Origin of the sequence: Corynebacterium glaucum (assembly GCF_030408855.1) — a bacterium.
Classification (GTDB): domain Bacteria; phylum Actinomycetota; class Actinomycetes; order Mycobacteriales; family Mycobacteriaceae; genus Corynebacterium; species Corynebacterium glaucum.
The window spans coordinates 1654506-1674125 of record NZ_CP047358.1 but is presented as its reverse complement, the minus strand read 5'-3'; the positions used below and the strand labels follow the sequence as shown (position 1 = coordinate 1674125).

Below are 19620 nucleotides of genomic sequence, written 5' to 3'. Positions count from 1 at the left end.
GATACAATGAGCCGCATGGCCAAAAACTCCTCCTTCGTGCATCTGCATAATCACACCGAATTTTCCATGCTCGATGGGATGGCGAAGGTGGATTTGCTCGCCGAAGAGGTTGCCCGCCAGGGCATGCCTGCAGTCGGAATGACCGACCACGGCAACATGTTCGGCTCGAACGCGTTCTACCGCCGCATGGTCGATGCGGGCATCAAGCCGATCATCGGCATCGAGGCGTACATGGCGCCCGGAAGTCGCTTCGATAAGAAGCGTCAGCTCTGGGGTACGCCTGATCAAAAGTCAGACGACGTTTCCGCCTCCGGTGCGTACCTGCACCAAACGCTGCTGGCCGAGAACGCCACAGGTCTGCGCAACCTCTTCAAGCTCTCTTCTCTTGCGTCCTACGAGGGCCAGCTGGGTAAATGGCCACGCATGGATGCCGAGCTCATCGCCGAGCACGCCGACGGCATCATCGCTACGACGGGTTGCCCTTCGGGAGATGTGCAAACGCGCCTCCGCTTGGGGCAATATGATGCGGCGCTCGAGGCTGCAGCAATGTGGCAGGACATATACGGCCGCGATAACTACTTCCTTGAGCTGATGGATCACGGCCTGCACATCGAGCGCCGCGTTCGTGAAGACCTGCTACGTATCGGCGAAGCGCTCGACCTTCCGCCGCTGGTCACTAACGATTGCCACTACGTGCTTGAATCCCAAGCACCAGCTCACGAGGCGATGCTCTGCGTGCAAACCGGTAAGACACTGATGGACCCGGACCGCTTCAAGTTCGACGGCACGGGCTACTACATCAAATCCGCAGAGCAGATGCGCGAGCTGTGGGACTCGGAAGTACCTGACGGCTGCGACAACACCCTGTGGATCGCTGAGCGCGTCGGTGATTACTCCGAGCTCTGGGAGGAACACCCGCACGATCGCATGCCGATCGCCGACGTACCGGAGGGCGAGACCCCGACCACGTGGCTGCGCAAAGAAGTCATGCGCGGGCTGGAGGACCGGTTCGACGGCGCCGAGGTGCCTCAGGATTATATCGAGCGCGCGAATTACGAGATCGACGTGATCGACATGAAGGGCTACCCGTCCTACTTCCTCATCGTCGCAGAGCTGATCAAGCATGCCCGCGAGATTGGTATCCGCGTTGGTCCAGGTCGTGGTTCAGCAGCGGGCGCGCTGGTTGCGTACGCGCTCACCATCACCAACATCGACCCGATGGAGCATGGCCTGCTCTTCGAGCGCTTCCTCAACCCGGAGCGCCCGAGTGCACCGGATATCGATATCGACTTCGACGATCGCCGTCGCGGCGAGATGATCACCTACGCCGCAGAGCGTTGGGGCGAAGACAAAATCGCCCAGGTGATCACGTTCGGCACGGTGAAAACAAAGCAGGCGATCAAGGACTCGGCGAAGGTGAACTTCGGCCAGCCGGGATTCCAGATGGCAGACCGGATCAACGCCGCACTGCCACCGGCGATCATGGCGAAAGACATTCCGCTGTCCGGCATCACCGACCCGGAGCACGCGCGCTACGCCGAGGCGGCTGAGGTGCGCTCGCTGATCGAGACGGACCCGGACGTCGCAAAGATCTACGAAACCGCCCGCGGTCTCGAGGGCGTCGTACGTCAGGCGGGTGTGCACGCGTGTGCGGTGATTATGGCTTCCGTGCCGCTCATGGAACATATTCCGATGTGGAAGCGCCCGGCCGACGGCGCACTGATCACCGGCTGGGACTACCCGGCATGTGAGGCCATTGGTCTTTTGAAGATGGACTTCCTGGGGCTTCGCAACCTCACGGTGCTTGGTGACGCGCTGGAGAACGTCGAAAAGAACCGTGGTGAAACCATCGACCTAGAGGCACTGACCACCGACAATGAGAATGTTTACGAACTCCTCTCCCGCGGTGACACCCTCGGCGTCTTCCAGCTCGACTCGGGCGGCATGCAGGAGCTGCTCAAGCGCATGAAGCCGACCGGGTTCAATGACATCGTCGCGTCGCTGGCGCTTTACCGCCCGGGACCGATGGGTGTGAACGCGCACTGGGACTACGCGGATCGCAAGAACGGTCGCAAGCCCATCACCCCGATCCACCCAGAGCTCGAGGAGCCGCTCAAAGAGATTCTCGACGAAACTTACGGTCTGATCGTCTACCAAGAGCAGATCATGAACATCTCGCAGAAGGTGGCGAACTACACCGCCGGCCAGGCAGACGGCTTCCGTAAGGCAATGGGCAAGAAGAAGCCCGAGGTGCTGGCCAAGGAGTACGAGACGTTCTCAGCCGGCATGTTCGAGAACGGTTACTCCAAGGCCGCGGTCGACGCACTGTGGGGCACGATCGAGCCGTTCGCGTCCTACGCGTTCAACAAGTCGCACGCCGCCGGTTACGCCCTGGTGTCGTACTGGACCGCCTACATGAAGGCGAACTACACCGCCGAGTACATGGCGGCGCTGCTGACTTCGGTGGGTGACAAGAAAGACAAATCCGCGATTTATCTCGCTGACTGCCGCCACATGGGTGTTTCAGTGCTCCAGCCCGACATCAACGAGTCGGAAGAGAACTTCATCGCGGTCGGTGAAGACGTGCGCTACGGTCTGGCGGCGATCCGAAATGTGGGTTCCGAGGTGGTCGAGTCGATCAAAGAAACTCGTCGCACCAAGGGTCACTTCACCGGATTCTCGGACTACTTGGACAAGATCGATCTTGCCGCCTGCAACAAGCGCATTACCGAGTCGCTGATTAAGGCCGGTGCGTTTGACTCTCTTGGACACCCGCGCAAGGGACTCATGCTCATCCAGGAGGACGCGGTCGACTCGGTACTGTCAACCAAGAAGGCAGCTGACAAGGGCCAGTTCGACCTCTTCGCGGCCTTTGGTGGGGACGAGGCCGAGGGCGCGGTGTCTGCGTTTGCGATCGAGGTGCCCGACGACGAATGGGATCGCAAACACAAACTTGCTCTTGAGCGCGAGATGCTCGGCCTGTACGTTTCGGGCCACCCGCTCGACGGCTTCGAAGAGGCCATTGACATGCAGACCGACACCGAGCTCACCACCATCCTCGGCGGCGAGCTTCGACACGGTGCGGAGGTCACTATCGGTGGCCTGATCTCGTCTGTGGATCGACGATTCTCCAAGAAGGACGGTTCGCCGTGGGCGATTGTCACGATTGAGGATCACCATGGTGCGCAGGTCGAGGTGCTGCTGTTCAACAAGGTCTATGCACTCGTCGCGCCGCAGATCGTGGAAGACAACATCATCTTGGTCAAAGCGCACGTGTCGTGGCGCGATGACCGCATGAGCTTGTTCGGCGACGACGTGAAGGTCCCCGACCTGGGCCCCGGCAACGGTGCCGGCCTGCCGCTGCGTCTCACCATGCGCACGGACCAGTGCACGGTGAATAACATCTCGAAGCTCAAGCAGGTCCTTGTAAACAATCCTGGTGACACCGATGTCTACCTGAACCTGGTCAACGGGGAACACAGTCAGCTCATGGTTCTTGGTGACCACCTGCGTATCGAACGCTCGGCATCGCTGATGGGCGACCTGAAAGCATCAATGGGTCCAGGAATTCTGGGATAGTCGACCTAGGCCGCCGCTCGCCGGACTATCCGACTTTGATGTTCCGCGAGGCGAGCCATTGCTCTATCGCGGTCTTCCAGCGCGGCGAGATCTCGACCAGAATCACGCCGAGCTGGAGCAGGCCGGTGCCGAGCAGGATGACGGCCTGAATCCCGTCGAAAATCTCCTTGGTCTCGTCATCCAGGATGCCGCGGGCGATGAAATCCGAGCTCGGGCCGCCCGGGGTGAACGTAGGTGCGGGGGAGGTAGTCGGCGAGGGAGTGACTGTGACCGCAGGCGCTGTAACTCGAACCGTGGAGGTAATCGGGGACTTTCCGTCGTCGGAAGATCCGCCGCTGCGCGAAGAGCCGTCGCCCCGCGAAGATCCCCCGTCGGATGAGCGGCTACCGGTGGATAGCGAGCTCCCATCCGACGAGGAGCTGCTCTGCGCTTGCGCGGTTGCAACTCCGCCCATGCACAGGCATGTGGCAGTCAAGACGGCAAGTGCGGTACGTGATTTCATGCGTCAGTCTCCTCGCATAAGCAACGGTTCAGATAGCTGAAAAATCTATCAGGTTTCTCAGCTGAGCACAGCCCGCGTTCCCGCTGAAACCAGCTGGGAATTAGTATTAGCTACCATGACCTCCAGCACGTTCCAGCCAGTTCGCGCCGCAGACATCCAGGCGGCGCAGGCCAGGATTTCGTCGGTGATTGAGCCGACGCCCCTGCAGTACTGTCCGCGACTGTCGGAGCAGTACAACGCGCAGATATACCTCAAGCGTGAGGATTTGCAGGACGTGCGTTCGTACAAGATCCGGGGCGCCTACTACGGCATCTCGGGGCTGTCGGAGGGGGACCGCGCCGCTGGCGTTGTCGCCGCGTCCGCCGGTAACCACGCGCAAGGCGTGGCGTACGCGTGTCGGGCGCTGAATATCCAGGGCAAGATCTTCGTTCCCAAGCCCACTCCGAAGCAGAAGCGGGACCGAATCCGCGTACACGGCGGTGACAACATCGAGCTAGTGGTCACCGGCAACACGTTTGACGAGGCCGCCCAGGCGGCGCGAGAGGACGCAGCGGCCCGCGGTGCCACAATCATTGAGCCGTTCGACTCCCGCGACACCGTCATCGGCCAGGGCACCGTCGCCGCGGAGATTCTCGCGCAGCTCACCGGGCTAGGCCGTCAGCTGGACACGATGGTTGTGCCGGTCGGCGGCGGCGGGCTGTTCGCGGGCGTGACCTCGTACTTCGCGGACATGTCGCCCCGCACCGCCATCGTCGGCGTCGAGCCGCGCGGCGCCGCATCGCTCACCGCTGCGCTGGAAAACGAGGGCCCGGTCACCCTCACCGACATCGACCCTTTCGTCGACGGCGCCGCGGTCAAGCGCATCGGAGAGTTCCCTTACGAAGTCATCGAGCGCAACCAGGGCCGCACCCATCTTTTGCTTGCCGACGAAGGCGCCGTATGCACCGAGATGCTCTCCCTGTACCAAAACGAGGGCATTATTGCCGAGCCTGCCGGTGCACTCGCGGTGGCGGGGCTGAATAATATCAAGATCCAGCCGGACACCACCGTGGTGTGCATCATCTCTGGTGGAAACAATGACGTGCTGCGCTACGCCGAGGTCATGGAACGCTCCCTGGTGCACCGGGGGCTGCGTCACTACTTCCTGGTCAACTTCCCGCAGGAGCCGGGCCAGCTGCGCACCTTCCTCACGGACATCCTCGGCAAAGACGACGACATCGTCCTCTTCGAGTACTTGAAGAAGAACAACCGCGAGACCGGTGCCGCCCTCGTGGGGCTGGAGCTCACCCGCGCCAGCGACCTGGAACCGCTGCTGGAACGCATGGCGGATTCGCCCATCGAATGTCGCCGTCTCGAGCCGGGCACCCCGGAGTACGAGTACATCGTCTCCGGGTAAGCCATTGCAATAAGCCAACAGCTACGCCAGCACCGCAAACCCCCACGGGTCCAACACGGTCTCCTCGGCCCCTACCTTCGGAGTGGTGAACGAGTACACCAGCTCGCCACCCACCGGCACGGTCACCGGCGCGTCCGAGAAGTTCGCCGCGAAAGTCACGGACGCGGAAGCGGCGTCACGCATGGTCAGCCACGTTTCTCCGTGCTCCACCTGAAGCTCGCGCAGATCTTCGCGGTTGAAGCCTCGGGTGCGGCGGATTTCAAGCAGTTCACGGTAGGCGTCGAGAAGCATGGCTTGCTCCTTCTCAAACTCCCAATCCAACCGTGCGGACTCGAAGGTCTTAGGATCGAGCGGGTCGGGCACGTCCGCGTAGTTCCAGCCCTGCCGGGCGAACTCCTGCAGGCGGCCCTCGCGCGTCATTCGCGCAAGCTCATCGTCGGTGTGCGAAACGAAGAACGGAAACGGCGTGCGCGCCCCAAACTCCTCGCCCATGAACAGCATCGGAGTGAAAGGGCTCAGCAGGATGGTCGCGGCACGCAGGGCGAGTTGTTCGGGGCTCAAGCTTTGCGACGGCCTGTCACCCGCAGCCCTGTTCCCAGTCTGGTCATGGTTGGTGGTGAACGTGACCATGCGCCAAGGCGCCACGTGGCTGAGGTCCAAGGGGCGGCCGTGGGTGCGGGCGCGGAACTCAGACCACGTGTCGCGGAAGCGGTAGGCGTTGCGCAGTGTGTCTGCGAGGAGCTCGACGGTGCCGTAGTCGATGTAGTAGCCCTGGCGCTCGCCGGTGATCAGGGTGTGCACGCAGTGGTGCACGTCGTCGAGCCACTGTGCGGACAGGCCGTAGCCGCCGCGCGATTCATCGTTGACGATGCGCGGGTCGTTCTGGTCTGTCTCACCGATGATCGTGCGCGGCACCCGGGTTTCGTCGGCGACCCCGTCGGCGACGCGGCGGATCTCTTCCATCAATGAGTACGCGCGGCGGTCGTCGTAAGCATGCACCGCGTCAAGACGAAGGCCGTCAATGTGGAACTCATCCAGCCACTGGCGCACGGAGTCCAGGATGTAGGCGCGCACCTCGTCCGAGCCTGGGCCGGAAATGTTCACCACGTCGCCCCATCCCGTGCGGCCGTGCGTGGTGTAGGGGCCGAATAGCGGGTTGTAGTTGCCTTCCGGGCCGAAGTGGTTGTACACCACATCCAGGATCACGGCGATGCCTTCGGCGTGGGCCGCGTCAACCAGCCGTTTCAGGCCCTCTGGGCCGCCGTATGAGTGCTGGACCGCAAACCAGTCCACCCCGTCGTAGCCCCAATTCCGGGTGCCGGCGAACGGCTGTACCGGCATGAGTTCGATGGCGTTCACACCAAGCTCCGCGAGGTACTCCAGCTTGTCGGTGACAGCGTTGAACGTGCCCTCCGGAGTGAACGTTCCCACGTGGAGCTCGTAGATCACCTGGTCACGCAGGTGAATGCCGGCCCAATCGTGGTCGGTCCACTCGAAGTCGTCCGCCACAACCTCCGACGGGCCGTGCACACCGTCAGGTTGCGAGCGGGTCCGCGGATCGGGCAAGGGCTTCGTCCACTCGGTGCCGTCGAAAAGCGAAAATGTGTAGCGCTGACCGGCTTGCGGAACCTCATCGCAGAACCACCACCCGCGGTCCTCGGCGCGCATGTCGTGCGTGGCGCCGTCGATGGTGATGCGCACGTTGCGCGCGTGGGGTGCCCAGACTTGGAAACGCTGCATGCGCACCCAGCGTACTATCCTCAACCCAATGCGCACGTCTTATGAATTGCCCGCCGCGGAGCTGGTCACCCACGAGTTTGAGATAAAGCGCTCGCGTTTCATCACCTGGGTTGACCGCGCGCGCAGTGAAGAGGAAGCACGCGGACTGGTCACGCGTGCGCGTGAGGCGTACCCGGACGCGCGGCACCACTGCTCCGCGTTCATCGTGCACGTAGAAAATTCGCAGCCGATCGAGCGCTCCTCCGACGACGGCGAGCCTTCAGGCACCGCCGGCAAGCCGATGCTCGAGGTGCTCAAAGGCTCGGGAATGCTCGATGTCGCCGCCGTGGTGATCCGCTACTTTGGCGGGGTCAAGCTGGGCACCGGCGGCCTGGTTAGCGCCTACACCAACTCGGTGTCGGAAGCGCTCGAGCTGGTCCAGCGGCGCACGCGGGTGGTGAAAGACTTGGCCACTGTCGACCTGCCGCACGGAGAAGCAGGCCGCATCGAGGCCGAGCTACGCGGCGCCGGCATCGAGATCGTCGGCGTCGAGTACGGTTCGATGGCCCGCTACACGCTCGCCTTCAATCCAGGAGACCAATCGCTTGTCGACGCCACGTTGGCCGCCGCCACCCACGGCTCCTCAGAGGCTAAGGCGGCGGGCCAGCGCTGGATCGAGCTGGGTTAAACTCGTGGGCATGACCATGCAGCCCCGTCCGAACAACCCGATCGAGCGACGCAAGCAAGAGATGCGCAAGCACATGAACGCCGCCCTTGCGTGGGGTGGTGGCGGCGTGGCCGGCGGTGTCGCGCTCGGGCTGATCTTCAGCTCGTGGCCGCTGTTCATCCTCGGTTTCGTGGTGGCTGTGGTCGGCGGGTTTGTGAACTACAACAAGGCGCAAAAGATCGTCAACCACGTCGACGAGTACTAGACGAGTACTAATTGATGACCCAACCCGACGGATCTGCCGTCCGTATCGATGTATGGCTGTGGGCGGTACGCATTTTCAAGACCCGCAGCCAGGCCGCCGAGGCCGTGCGCGCAGGGCACGTCAAACTCAACGAACAGGCGGTGAAAGCCGCGACGCAGGTGGTGCCAGGCGACCACGTGCGCGTGTGGAAAGACCACCGCTACCTCGAGTTCGAAGTCACTGCAACGGTGCGTAAACGCGTCGGGGCGCCGATTGCCCGGCAGTGCTACATCGACAAGTCACCGCCGCCACCGCCGATGGACATTTTCGCCACAATGCCGAAGCGTGATCGCGGTGCCGGCCGACCCACGAAGAAGGAGCGCCGCGAGACTGACCGGCTCCTTGGCCGCAAGCGCTAGCCTCAAGCTGCGGTTGAGGGTTGTCCGCGCGGCGGACAACTGCGGCTAATCCGCGCCGCGAAGGCGGGCCAGTCTGCGGGTGAGGCGGGTCCGGCGGACCTTTGGGCGGTTGCCCGCGTCCCAGGTCCGCTCGATGTGGTCAGTTCCGTAGCGGTTGAGGAGCAGGTCGTCCACGATGCGGACCTGCCCGGGCTCAAAGGCATATTCAAGTGAGTTGGATAGTGCCTCGATGTCTGCGGGGTTGATCAGGTCGCGCAGCTGGTCGACTTCCTCGATGCCGTGGGTGCGCAGCAGCTCCAGTAGGAACCGGTAGTCGTCCGCGCGGGACAGCGGAAACTTCGGGCCAAGCAGAATGGTCAGAATGCCGGGCAGTGTCTCGGGGGAGAGGTCGACGTCGGCTGCGCCGAGCCCTGGGAGATCGTGGTGCGGATTGGCGATGCCTGCGATCTGGTCGAACTGTTGGTCCGCGAGTTCGATCAACCCCGCGGCTAGAGTAAACGCGCGGTCAATTTGCGGATCGGATTTGTGTTGAGACGCGCCGCTGGCACCCCCACGCTTGTAGCGGATGTCGTGTTCGAACTCGGCCCATGCATGCTGCAGCACGGTGCGGATCTGCACTTCAAAGACTGTGCCTACGTACGCTTCGAGCCCCTCGGATCGTTCGGTCACGCGGACCTGCAGGTGGTGCGACCCGTAGCCGAAGCCGCCGGCAATGCGCGTTTCCTGGGCCTTGTCGACGCTGCGGAGCACCTCAAACTGGTCAGCTAGAAGGCGCTGCACCGCGGGGATCTCGGTGGAGTGCAAAACAGTCACTCGCGCTCCCAAGATGTCGCGGATGTCGTGCCAAGGATCGGGGTAGAGGAGCTCGCCGTCGTCGTTAAGCTTGCGTGCTTTTGCCTTGAGTGAAGGCCAGGTTTTGACCCTGACGTCGACCCTGTCGAAGTTGATGCCGGCGTCGAGCATGAGTTCGTGCAGGGCGTTGCGGAACGTGACTGCGATGCCTTCGTTGGCGTCGAGCCAGGTGAAGTAGGTAGAGCCGAGGCGCGCGACGGTGTCGTCGTGGATCTTCTTACTGCTCATTGTGGGCCTACAAGCGCCCCGCTTCGGTGAGACGGTTTGCCACCAGCAGCGCGGTGGGCAGAGTGGAGAAGACCTCGGCGACGGGGACGACACCGCTGAACGTGCGGCCGCTGAGGCGATCGGTCCAATCGCCTTCGGGCAATTGCACGGTGGTTTCGCCCCAGCCGCCGCGACTCTCCAGAGCGAGGGGGAGGCGCGTGGCGAGGGCAATGATGCTGAGGCCACCGGTGCCGGACACTGAGGCATCACCGCGGGCGATGCCGACGAGGTGGTCGTGTGCTTCGCCTACGGCGAAGACTGCCTGGTGCTCGCCGCTCAAGAACACGTCAGCGAATTCGCGGCGCAGGTGAAGGCCTTCGCGGATGATGAGCTGCTTCGCACGGTCCGCGGAGATGGAGTTCTCGTCCGTGTCTTGAGTGTCTTGAGTGTCGTCAGTGTCGGTGAGGTAAGCAGATAGGTCGAAGGCGTCGTCTTCGCGGGCTTCGAGGTACTGCTGCAAGGTTTGGGCCCTCGCGGTGTAGTCGATGAAGCGGCGGTTGTCCGGGTCCACTAGGGAGAAGTCCATGAACTCCTGGCCCTGGTACGTGTCCGGAACACCAGCACCGGCGAGCTGCAATACCTTTCTGCCGAGCGAGACCTGCACCCCGCCGCGGTGGAGTTTGGCGGCGAACTCGGTAATGGTCGGAGCGACAGGGCCGTAGAGCAGCGCGTCGATCCAATCGCAGATCGCTTGTTCGTAAGCGGGCTCCTGGTCAAACCAGGTGGAGTTCACACCTGCCTCGCGTACCGCTTTGAGGGCGTAGGCGTGCAGACGTTCCTGCAGTGCATCGGTGATGACACCGTCAGCTGGCCACACGCCCAGGAGGTTTTGGAAGAGGAAGTGGGCGGCGGCGGTGTCTGGCGGTGGCACCATGGCGACGACTTGCCGGGTGAGCTCCGCGAACCCGCCGGGGAGTTCGGTGATTTCACCCATTCGGGCGCGGGTGTCTTCGGTGCGCTTGGTGTCGTGGGTGGTCAGCGAGGTCATCGCATGCGGCCAGAGCTGCGCGCGCTCCTGTTGTAAGAGGTGGAACTCTGCGGCTCCGCCGCCAAAGCGGCCCGGCGCGCCGCCGACTTCCTGCAAGGAAACTAAGCGGCTCGCGCGGTAGAACAGGGTGTCCTCCACGCCCTTTGCCATCACCGCGCCACAGACCTGGGCAAAGCGGGTTTTGGCTTCGCCCTCGGCGAGCATCGCCGCGGCGATCAGGTCGAGCGCGTCGCTGCGTTCGGGGAAGCGGCGCGACATCTCAGCGATCACCGAAGAGGTGATGCGCGACAGGGAGCGGTAATCTGCGCGGTACACCGGGATCGCGGCGATCAGCTCGACCACGGTGTCGGTGAGGTCCTGCTCCGAGACCTCTTGGCCAGCCGTGGAGAAGTTGTCGCGGCGAATCGCGCGAACGAGGCGGCGCACCTCGGCGTCCAGTTCATCCCTGGCCACCTTGCCTTTGAGCTGGTGCTCGGCTGCGGTGATGGCGTCTTCATCCCATGTGGAACCCGATTGTTGCAGCGCGAGCATGCCGAGTTGGTCTTCGGCGGAACGATCGATGAAGATGCCGTCGAGCTCACGCATGGCGTCATAGCCCGTGGTGCCGTCGACGTTGAGGCGCGGGTCAAGCGGCTCGGTGACGCCAAGGATCTTTTCCACGACCAACCAGCGGTCGGGGCCAATGAGGTCGCGTAAGCGCGTAAGGTACTCAAACGGGTCGGTGAGGCCGTCGGGGTGGTCGACGCGGATGCCGTCGATAAGATCCTCCGCGATGAGCTGGCGCAGGACCCGGTGCGAATGCTCGAAGACCAGTGGGTCCTCTTGCCGGATGCCCGCGAGGCCGTTGACGGAGAAGAACCTGCGGTATGAAATCACGCCGTCGCGCCAATACATCAGGCGGTAAGCCTGGCGGGAGTAGACCTCCACGGGGTCGTCGTCAAGCGAATCGTAGCTCTCGGGCTTCAGGGGGAAGTACTTGTCGAAGTACTGGAGCACGTCTTCGCCTTCGGGGGCCGCGCCTTCGGGAAACTCTTCGGGCCCAAGGTGCGTGAGGCGCAGTTTGTCCTCGTCGCCCTCGGTGCCCAGGACCGGCAGGCCCAGTTTGCCACCAGCGCCATTGTCTTCGTGCCAGTCGATGTCGAAGTAGCTCTCGAACTCCGAATCCTGACCGTGCTTGAGCAGATCCCACCACCAGCGGTTAGTGCGCGGAACCTCCACGCCCAGGTGGTTCGGCACGATGTCCAAGACCAGGCCAAGGCCCGCCTCGTGCGCGATGCGAGCGAGCTCCCGCAGACCTTCGATGCCGCCGAGCTCCGGGTTGACCTCGGTCGGGTCGATGACGTCGTAGTTGTGGTTGGACTCGCGCGCGGAGGCGAAGATGGGGGAGAGGTAGATGTGTGAGACCCCCAGCGCGCGCAGATACGGCACTTGTTCGGCGGCTTCGGCGAATCCGAACGCACGTCCGGAGGGGTCCGCATGAGGTCCGCGAAGCTGCAAACGATACGTGGAGGTAATCGGTCGACGCATGCACCTCACCCTAGTTCGGCGAGCTACACCATGGCGGAATCACGCGTGAACAGCAGCGGGAACCCCAGCGAATACCGCACCACCCCGATATCTCCCAGCGCGGCGGCAACCTCTTCCTCGGCGGCATCGAACACAAACAGCTCTCGGCAGTCCCGGGTGAAATACACCAGTTCGCCGGCCGGCTCCATCACAGCGGTGAAATGAGTGCGCAGCGTCGAAAACGCCCGCGGATGCGCCAACCACGCCGCCGCCGACGCGCCCTTGCGGCGCACCTCGTAGCCGCGGGGCGCGTCCGGCCCGAGCGCCACGTACGCGGGGCGGGCGTAGAACTCCACCCCGGTCCGCGTATGCGCGGAGGCTACCAGCCCCGCCCCGGCGGCGTTCCAAGCGGACTGCGGAGTCATCCCCATCGATCCGACCTCCTGGTGGCTCAACCCGCGTTTCCCCGGGAGGTCAAGCAAGCTCACCAGCCCGGGGGAGAGGCTGATGGACGCGGCCGAATCGGAGATGGCATCGCGCCGGGCAAGCCGAGGGCGCAGGCGGCGGTATGGAGGGATATCTGGCTGCATACGGATTAGACGTACGCGAGCCTCCCGCGGTTCCGCCCGTCGTCAAGCTTTGAGCCCGAGTGCCTCCAGCAGCTGGTCAGCGGACCAGATTTGGATGTCCTGGCCCTTTTCCTGCAGCTCGCGCGCCCGCTTCTCCTTCGACGTCATGGTTGCCCACTCGCCGGCGACGAGAATGGTCGTCTTCTTAGTCACATTCTTGCCCACCGTCGCGCCCATCTCAGCGATGCCATTCCACAGCTCGCCCTTGTCGTACGGCTCAAAGTCGCCGGTCAGCGTCACATTCTCGCCGTAAAGCGGGGAGTTTGGATCGGCTTGGGGGTTCGGCTCGGGCACGGTGTCCGGAGTCGCCACCGCTTGCCAGGGGGCCTTTTTGCTTGTCGACGCCTCGGTTGTCCGCCCATCCTGATTGCTTCCCTGTGGCTCCACAGCCGCATCAACAGCGAGATTCATGTCCCCGCCCGCGACTCGTTTCACTTGCAGTGCTCGCGTGGCTCCCGAGCGGTCGCGAAGGACAGGGGTGACCCGGTCAGTGTCGATTGACCCGAGGGCGAAGCCAGTGTCGTGGACGAAGCTCATCAGCGAGCCTTCGTGTTTTGCGCGCCGCGCCAGCCCCACCATGATCCCGGCGCAGGCGGCCGCGTCGGCGCACGCGTCGTGATGCTTGTCCAGCGTGACACCAAAGAACTCCGCGAGTGTGGGGAGCCGGTGGTTGACCACGTCGAGCTTGGTGGCGCGGGCCTGTGCCAGGGTGCACGCGAACATCAGCGGCGGAACCTTGTGCTTGGTGGCCACGCAGGCGTACCGGAGCGCCGAGGCATCGAACTGGGCGTTGTGGGCGACGATGGGGAGGTCGCCGGCGAATTCCGCCACAGCATCGATGCGCTCGGTGACACTCGGTTCTTTTGCCACCGCCTCGGCCGTAATCCCGTGGATTTCCACGTTGAAGGGGTCGAACTCATCGATACCTGCTGGCGGCTGGCAGAGCCACGATGCGCGCTCGACCTCCTCGCCGTCGACGATTTTGACCACACCAATCTGGCAGATCGAGCCCCAGTTCTGGTTCGCGGTCTCCACGTCGAGCGCGACGAAGCTGAATCCCGGGATGCCTGCAGCACCGTCGACGCTCACTGTGTCGGGGGCGTCGCCCTGTTGTGCCGCAGTGATGAGCTCCGCGAGTTCAGCGGGCCCTTGGGTGTCGCCCGGGCTGAACTCGATTGTGTGGACGCCGTCGTTGGTAGTCACCTGAAGGGATCCGGCCGCCCACGCATCACCCGGGACAGGGTCGACGCTGGTGATCTCCGCCAGCGAGATGCGGCGCTCTGTCGCGTCGCCGCGCAGCGAAGCGGCGAGGGCCGTCGGGGTGAGGATGATCTCCTCGCTGGTCACCGAAACGCGTGCGCCGTGCGATGCAATCATGCCCTAAAGGTTAGCGCCTAGGCGTGGAGCGGGAACCGCCGCCATGGCGAATCCGGATCGGTGAGCGCCCTGTTCAAGTCAGCATTGTGGTTCATGCGTACCATCTATGACATCGTGACGTACTTTGTCTAACGCCCGATTCTCAGCACCTACGCAGTCGGCTGCTCGGTCGGCTGCTCCACCTGCTTGAGCACAAGGGTCGAGCGGGCTGCCACCGAGACCGTGTCGCCTGCGGCCAGGACCAGCTTCTCCACCGGGTAGCCAAGCGCCTCCGTGGTGTCGATGAGCACCTCCCAGTGCGAGCCGAATTCGCTCGGCGGAGTGGTGAAGTCGATGTCCTCGTAGTGCGCGTTGAACATGAGCACGAAAGAGTCGTCGGTGACCTGGCGGCCGCGGCGATCGGCCTCCGTGATTGCGTCGCCGTTGAGGTAGACCATCAGGGCTTTGCCGAACGCGGAGTCCCAATCTTCCGGCGTCATCATCTGCCCGTCTGGGACTAGCCACGCGATCTCGCGCTTTTCCATGTCCGCACCGAGCGCCCCACCTTCGAGGAAGCGGCGGCGGCGGAAGACCGGGTGCGCCTTGCGGATGGCAATCAGGCGTTTGGTAAAGCCGTGAAGATCCTCGGCCTCTTCCAGACGGTCCCAGTTCATCCAGGCAATCTCGTTGTCCTGGCAGTAGACGTTGTTGTTGCCGCCCTGAGTGCGGGCGAATTCGTCGCCGTGCGCGATCATCGGGGTGCCCTGAGAAAGCAGCAACGTGGTGAGGAAGTTGCGGCGCTGCTGCGCACGCAGCTGGCGAACCTCCGGATCCTCGGTCGGGCCTTCCACGCCGCAGTTCCAGGAGCGGTTGTGGCTCTCACCGTCGCGGTTGTCTTCACCGTTGGCCTCGTTGTGCTTCTCGTTGTAGCTCACCAGGTCGTTGAGCGTGAAGCCGTCGTGGGCGGTGATGAAGTTGATGGAGTGCGACGGGCGGCGGCCGTTGTGCTGGTATAGATCCGAAGATCCGGTCAGACGCGAGGCGAACTCGCCGAGCGTTGCCGGCTCACCGCGCCAGAAGTCGCGCATGGTGTCGCGGTACTTACCGTTCCACTCGCTCCACAGCGACGGGAAGTTGCCTACCTGGTAGCCGTTCTCGCCGACATCCCACGGCTCAGCGATGAGCTTGACCTGGCTGACAATCGGGTCCTGCTGCACCAGATCGAAGAAGGTTGCCAGACGGTCGACATCAGAGAACTCCCGGGCGAGGGTGGAAGCGAGGTCGAAGCGGAAGCCGTCGACGTGCATTTCAGTGACCCAGTAGCGCAGCGAATCCATGATCAACTGCAGCGAGTGCGGGTCGCGGACGTTGAGCGAGTTGCCGGTGCCGGTGTAGTCCATGTAGTGGAACTGATCGCCGTCGACAAGGCGGTAGTACGCCTCGTTATCGATGCCACGGAACGCGATCGTGGGCCCAAGGTGGTTGCCTTCGGCGGTGTGGTTGTACACCACGTCCAGGATGATCTCCATGCCGGCCTCGTGGTACGCGCGCACCATTTGCTTGAACTCGGCGACGGTGTCGGACGGGTTGTCGGAGGAGGAGTAGTAGTTTTCCGGCGCGAAGAAGCCGAAAGTGTTGTAGCCCCAGTAGTTGCGCAGGCCGAGGTCGCGCAGGCGGTCGTCCTGCAGGAACTGGTGCACCGGCAAAAGCTCGACAGACGTTACGCCGAGATCCTGCAGGTACTCGATCATTGCAGGGTGCGCCATGCCTGCGTAGGTACCGCGCAAGTTCTCCGGGATGTCCGGGTGGGTCTGCGTCATGCCCTTCACGTGGCATTCGTAGATCACCGACTCCTCGTCCGGGATGTTCGGGCGGCGGTCATTGCCCCAGTCGAAGAAGGGGTTGACCACGACAGAGAGCATGGTGTGGCCAAGGGAGTCTTCCTCGTTGCGGCCGGAGCCTGCAGGATCCGCCTCGATGTCGTAGGAGAACAGCGAGGAGTGCTGGTCGAAGTCGCCCTCGAACGCGCGGGCATACGGGTCGACGAGCAGCTTGGTCGCGTCGCAGCGCTTACCGTTTTGCGGATCCCACGGGCCGTGCACGCGGTAGCCGTAGCGCTGGCCGGGAGTGACACCGGGCAGATACGCGTGCCACACATAGTTGTCGCGCTCCTCGAGCTCGACGCGGGTCTCGGCGCCCTCGTCGTCGATCAGGCACAGCTCCACCTTCTCCGCCACGTTGGAAAACAGCGCGAAGTTCGTGCCTGCGCCGTCGTAGGTGGATCCAAGTGGGTAAGCGGAGCCAGGCCACTTCTCCGGTGCCACAGGAGAAGAGTTCTGCGAGGTTGTTTCAGTCATGACGACGAATCTTAGTGCAAAGCTCGCCGGTTCCGCCGTATCAACACTTCATGCCCGTGAGCAGCAGCTTCACCGCAGCAGCATGCTCAGCGGCGGCCTCGTCAACGGGGCGCAAACCGCGCTCGCCGGTCGCGGTCGCCAGCTGGGTTGCGGACTGCTGCACGGCAGCAGCACCGAGGGTAAGGTGCAGTAGGCCGTTCGCAGCCACTGTCGCATCGCTTATCGACGCCCCCTTCGGTGCCGCCTTTCTCACCACAGACGCGAACGTCTCCTCGAGGGTACGGCGCACGGGCGCATCCGGTTGACCGATAGCTGAGATGACAATCTCCGCTCCGTCGCGCGTCGTCAACACGTGGTCCCACAACGCTGCGCACAAGGCTTCCGGATCCTCCGGTGGGGCAGTGACCACTGGGGCGATGATCGCGTCGGCAAGCGCTGCGATCAGCTCCTGTTTATTCTCGATGTGCCAGTACAGTGCGCCTGGTGCAACCCCCAGTACCCCCGCGATTCGCCGCATTGATACGTCGGCGAGCCCGTACTGGGACAAAATGTCAAGAGCGGTGTCGACGATCGCTTCGCGTGACAGTTGCATGGAAAGCCACTGTAGTTCGATCGTGAAGTTCACAGGTTTTGTCCAGACGCTTTGAAAGGTCACTAGACATTTAACACAGACTAGTGTTGCTAGACTCCCCGTTGTATAAATCCCGAGCCAGGAGAATTAATCGTGACGCTTCCTTCTACTTCGCACAAGATCGCTGCGGCGACCCTGTCGGCGTTCGCCATGACCATGGCGCTGACCGCCTGCGGGTCCGACGCCGATACCTCCGCAAATGGGGGGCTTGCGACAGTTGAGTCGGCTCCCGCAACCAGCCCTGCCGGCGGCAGCGCAGCAGCCGAGGGTGAGAACGCCCAGGCCACCGAGGGTGAGGAGAACAAGCCTGTGGAGCCGGGCCAGGAGGGCGAGAAACCCGAAGGCGAAAAGCCGACCGACGGCAACGCAGCTGCAGCCCCGATCCCGACCATCGCCAACCCGTTTGGTGAGGAGGAGATTGAGGTGCGCACCTACGAGCCGATCGCAGGTGGCCAGGACGGTTCCGATGCGGACCGTAAGGAAATGGAGTCCGTGGTGCACACCATCACTAACCCGGATTCCATGGTGACCTGGACCCGTACCATTCTGGATAACTCTTGCGCCGCCGTGCGCGACCCTGCACTTGAGGAGCTGAGCCGCCAGGGCCTGAACCTCGACGTGATCGAAGAGGTCATGCGACAGGACGAGAAGGTCAACGGCCCGGCTCCCGTGCCGCGCGCCGAGGTCAGTGTGTCTGACGTGCGCATCGACGGCGGCCGCGCCTCTGCAACGGTGACCTCGACCGATCAGGAAGGCACCCACACCTCTGTGCAGCTGTTCGCCAAGGAAGATGGCCGCTGGAAGGTCTGCACCGGCTAGTCTCCACTAGTCTCTAAGGGCGATGCCTTTAGTAACAACGTCTCCAACCCCCACCACCCGCTCGCCGAAAGCGATCGGAGTTGGTGCGGGGTTGCTTGCATTCGGTCTGGTAGTCGGGTTAGTCGCAGGGGTGATCTGGGGCTTCATCCACCCGACGTACGTCATTGAGATCAGTGACGGCACCGCGGTGATCGACACGGAGGCGAGCGATGAGAGTGCAGAATTCACCGCCATTGGTTGGCTCACCGTCTTGTCCGCGGTCGTCGGCGCCGTGCTGGCCCTCGCAGCATGGTTTCAAACCGAGCGGAGTCGCCGCGCCGGCGGGACCGGCGGCATCGGCACACTCATCTGGCTAATCGTGGTCGCGGCTGCGTCGGCATTCACCATCGTTGCCACCGGCCAAGTGGTGGCGCAGGCCTTGCACGACCTGCCGCCGGATCACGCCGCTTCCGGGACATTCACCGTCGCCCCGGCCGTGAACCCCCACGTGGCTTGGCTGGTTGCGCCGTTTGTCTCGGCGCTGCTGTATTGGATGCTGACTTTCCTCGCGCTCTCTACCAAGCGCTAGGCAGCGCGCTACGACGTTGGTGGCCAGTCCACGACCGACGCCCCTTCAGCCTGTGTGGTGATGTGGTCGATCGCGCTCAGGCCGGCCAGGAGCGACGAGACGACGAACTCATCGATCTGTGCGTCTGTCATTCCTTCGGCAACCAGGCACGTAGTTTCGGCGTGGACCTGGATGGTCCCATCCGTCTCGTGCAGATACACGCTGAGCTGCGTGCTTGACTGGTTGACCTCGTTGCAGGCCAGCCACATCGGAAGGAAGGCCGTTTCTGCGTCCTGGCTGGAGATCCACATCGCCGCCACGCGTGAAAAACCGGCGCTTTCCAAAGTGATGGCAAAGGGTACTCCGTTGGCGCCGGTGGCGATGACATCGTCGGCCTTTGAATATGCGAAGTCAAGCCCGTTGAGCACGCGTTGTAGATCCAACAGCGAGACCGGGGCGATGTTGTCATAGCCTTCCTGGAAGTAGTCCGGGGCTGAGTACACGTCACGCCGCTCCCCAGCCGGGAGGTGCATATGCGACGGGTGGCGCCCTACGAGCGCGGCGTGGTCGAGGGAACGCAGCAGTGTCGGGGGCAGAGGTACATCGAATTCAATCGGAAGAAACTGAGCGCGGAGCTGGGCGAAAAATGATTCGGCGCGCTCGAAGCCGTCGATAAGCGAAGCGATGAGCTGCGAATCCGTCAAACCGTGTCGGATGAGCATGCCGTGGCGCGCACGGACGCTGAAGTCACCGGAATCGGTGAGCCGGTAGGAAGCGACCGTGCCAAGCTCTTCGTGGTTCCAATGGTTGAGGAACGTGGCTAGCGCGCGGCCGTGATCAAATGCGACCGGGACGCGGTCGGTGAAGTCGATGACTAGGGTCAGCGGACGCTCGTAGTCGATCCACACCGCCGCGGTGTGGGTGGGAAGCCCAACCACCAACCTGTCGGGGCAGACGAGCGGCTCCAACCCGATGCTTTCAATTGCGGCGGCGGCGCGTTGCAACGTGACTTCGGTGACGGGCTCGCGTGGGCCGACGTCGTGCGCCGGCTTGCTGTGCTTACCCATGGTGTGTGACCCCTTGTCCTGCGTGTGTTGCCACCGTCTGTCGAGTGTATACCCGTGCCGGTGCGCTCATGACCG

General features: G+C 63.3%; 16 protein-coding genes. 7 read left to right on the top strand and 9 right to left on the bottom strand.

The features are described 5' to 3' along the window. The first annotated feature begins 15 nt into the window (after positions 1-15). Positions 16-3579, top strand: coding sequence for a DNA polymerase III subunit alpha (gene dnaE / locus CGLAUT_RS08100; RefSeq protein WP_290184525.1), 3564 nt, complete (start codon positions 16-18; stop codon positions 3577-3579). 25 nt (positions 3580-3604) lie between these two features. On the opposite strand, the gene CGLAUT_RS08095 is transcribed toward dnaE, so the two are convergent. Continuing rightward, positions 3605-4081, bottom strand: a complete 477-nt coding sequence (locus CGLAUT_RS08095) for a hypothetical protein (RefSeq protein ID WP_290184524.1) — start codon at positions 4079-4081, stop codon at positions 3605-3607. Between the two features lie 115 nt (positions 4082-4196). On the opposite strand from CGLAUT_RS08095, the gene ilvA reads away from it, so the two are divergent. Continuing rightward, complete coding sequence (gene ilvA, locus CGLAUT_RS08090) at positions 4197-5477, top strand: threonine ammonia-lyase IlvA (RefSeq protein WP_290184522.1); 1281 nt, start codon at positions 4197-4199, stop codon at positions 5475-5477. 21 nt (positions 5478-5498) lie between these two features. On the opposite strand, the gene treZ is transcribed toward ilvA, so the two are convergent. Next, entirely contained in the window at positions 5499-7217 is a 1719-nt protein-coding gene (treZ, locus tag CGLAUT_RS08085) for a malto-oligosyltrehalose trehalohydrolase (RefSeq protein ID WP_290184521.1), read from the bottom strand. 28 nt (positions 7218-7245) lie between these two features. On the opposite strand from treZ, the gene CGLAUT_RS08080 reads away from it, so the two are divergent. From CGLAUT_RS08080 to CGLAUT_RS08070, 3 genes are read left to right on the top strand one after another with little or no spacing between them, the layout of a single operon-like run. Further along, positions 7246-7884: an IMPACT family protein gene (locus CGLAUT_RS08080; RefSeq protein ID WP_095661130.1), complete on the top strand. Its 639-nt coding sequence runs from the start codon at positions 7246-7248 to the stop codon at positions 7882-7884. 10 nt (positions 7885-7894) lie between these two features. Continuing rightward, on the top strand, positions 7895-8128 hold the full coding sequence (locus CGLAUT_RS08075; protein WP_095660270.1) for a hypothetical protein: 234 nt from the start codon (positions 7895-7897) through the stop codon (positions 8126-8128). Between the two features lie 14 nt (positions 8129-8142). Next, the gene (locus tag CGLAUT_RS08070; protein ID WP_290184519.1) at positions 8143-8526 is read left to right on the top strand and encodes an RNA-binding S4 domain-containing protein; all 384 of its coding nucleotides are present in this window, start codon (positions 8143-8145) and stop codon (positions 8524-8526) included. Positions 8527-8571: 45 nt separating this feature from the next. Here CGLAUT_RS08070 and CGLAUT_RS08065 read toward each other — a convergent pair whose 3' ends face one another. From CGLAUT_RS08065 to CGLAUT_RS08040, 6 genes are all read right to left on the bottom strand, one after another. Beyond that, on the bottom strand, positions 8572-9606 hold the full coding sequence (locus tag CGLAUT_RS08065; protein ID WP_290184517.1) for a GTP pyrophosphokinase: 1035 nt from the start codon (positions 9604-9606) through the stop codon (positions 8572-8574). Positions 9607-9613: 7 nt separating this feature from the next. After that, positions 9614-12160, bottom strand: a complete 2547-nt coding sequence (gene treY, locus CGLAUT_RS08060) for a malto-oligosyltrehalose synthase (protein ID WP_290184516.1) — start codon at positions 12158-12160, stop codon at positions 9614-9616. A 23-nt stretch (positions 12161-12183) separates the two neighbouring features. Continuing rightward, the gene (locus tag CGLAUT_RS08055; RefSeq protein ID WP_290184514.1) at positions 12184-12729 is read right to left on the bottom strand and encodes a hypothetical protein; all 546 of its coding nucleotides are present in this window, start codon (positions 12727-12729) and stop codon (positions 12184-12186) included. 42 nt (positions 12730-12771) lie between these two features. Further along, a complete protein-coding gene (locus CGLAUT_RS08050) occupies positions 12772-14145 on the bottom strand; it encodes an exonuclease domain-containing protein (protein ID WP_290184513.1) in 1374 nt (457 codons plus the stop codon). A gap of 149 nt (positions 14146-14294) precedes the next feature. Then, positions 14295-16481: a glycogen debranching protein GlgX gene (gene glgX, locus CGLAUT_RS08045; protein WP_290184512.1), complete on the bottom strand. Its 2187-nt coding sequence runs from the start codon at positions 16479-16481 to the stop codon at positions 14295-14297. Positions 16482-16521: 40 nt separating this feature from the next. Further along, positions 16522-17073: a TetR/AcrR family transcriptional regulator gene (locus CGLAUT_RS08040; protein WP_290184510.1), complete on the bottom strand. Its 552-nt coding sequence runs from the start codon at positions 17071-17073 to the stop codon at positions 16522-16524. 132 nt (positions 17074-17205) lie between these two features. Here CGLAUT_RS08040 and CGLAUT_RS08035 point away from each other — a divergent pair, with 132 nt between their 5' ends. Both CGLAUT_RS08035 and CGLAUT_RS08030 read left to right on the top strand, forming a co-directional pair. Next, the gene (locus CGLAUT_RS08035) at positions 17206-17931 is read left to right on the top strand and encodes a nuclear transport factor 2 family protein (RefSeq protein ID WP_290184509.1); all 726 of its coding nucleotides are present in this window, start codon (positions 17206-17208) and stop codon (positions 17929-17931) included. A 22-nt stretch (positions 17932-17953) separates the two neighbouring features. Further along, positions 17954-18499 (top strand): hypothetical protein, encoded by a 546-nt coding sequence (locus CGLAUT_RS08030; protein ID WP_290184508.1) that lies wholly within the window; start codon positions 17954-17956, stop codon positions 18497-18499. 8 nt (positions 18500-18507) lie between these two features. Here CGLAUT_RS08030 and CGLAUT_RS08025 read toward each other — a convergent pair whose 3' ends face one another. After that, positions 18508-19545 (bottom strand): YbjN domain-containing protein, encoded by a 1038-nt coding sequence (locus CGLAUT_RS08025; RefSeq protein WP_290184507.1) that lies wholly within the window; start codon positions 19543-19545, stop codon positions 18508-18510. Positions 19546-19620 lie beyond the last annotated feature (75 nt).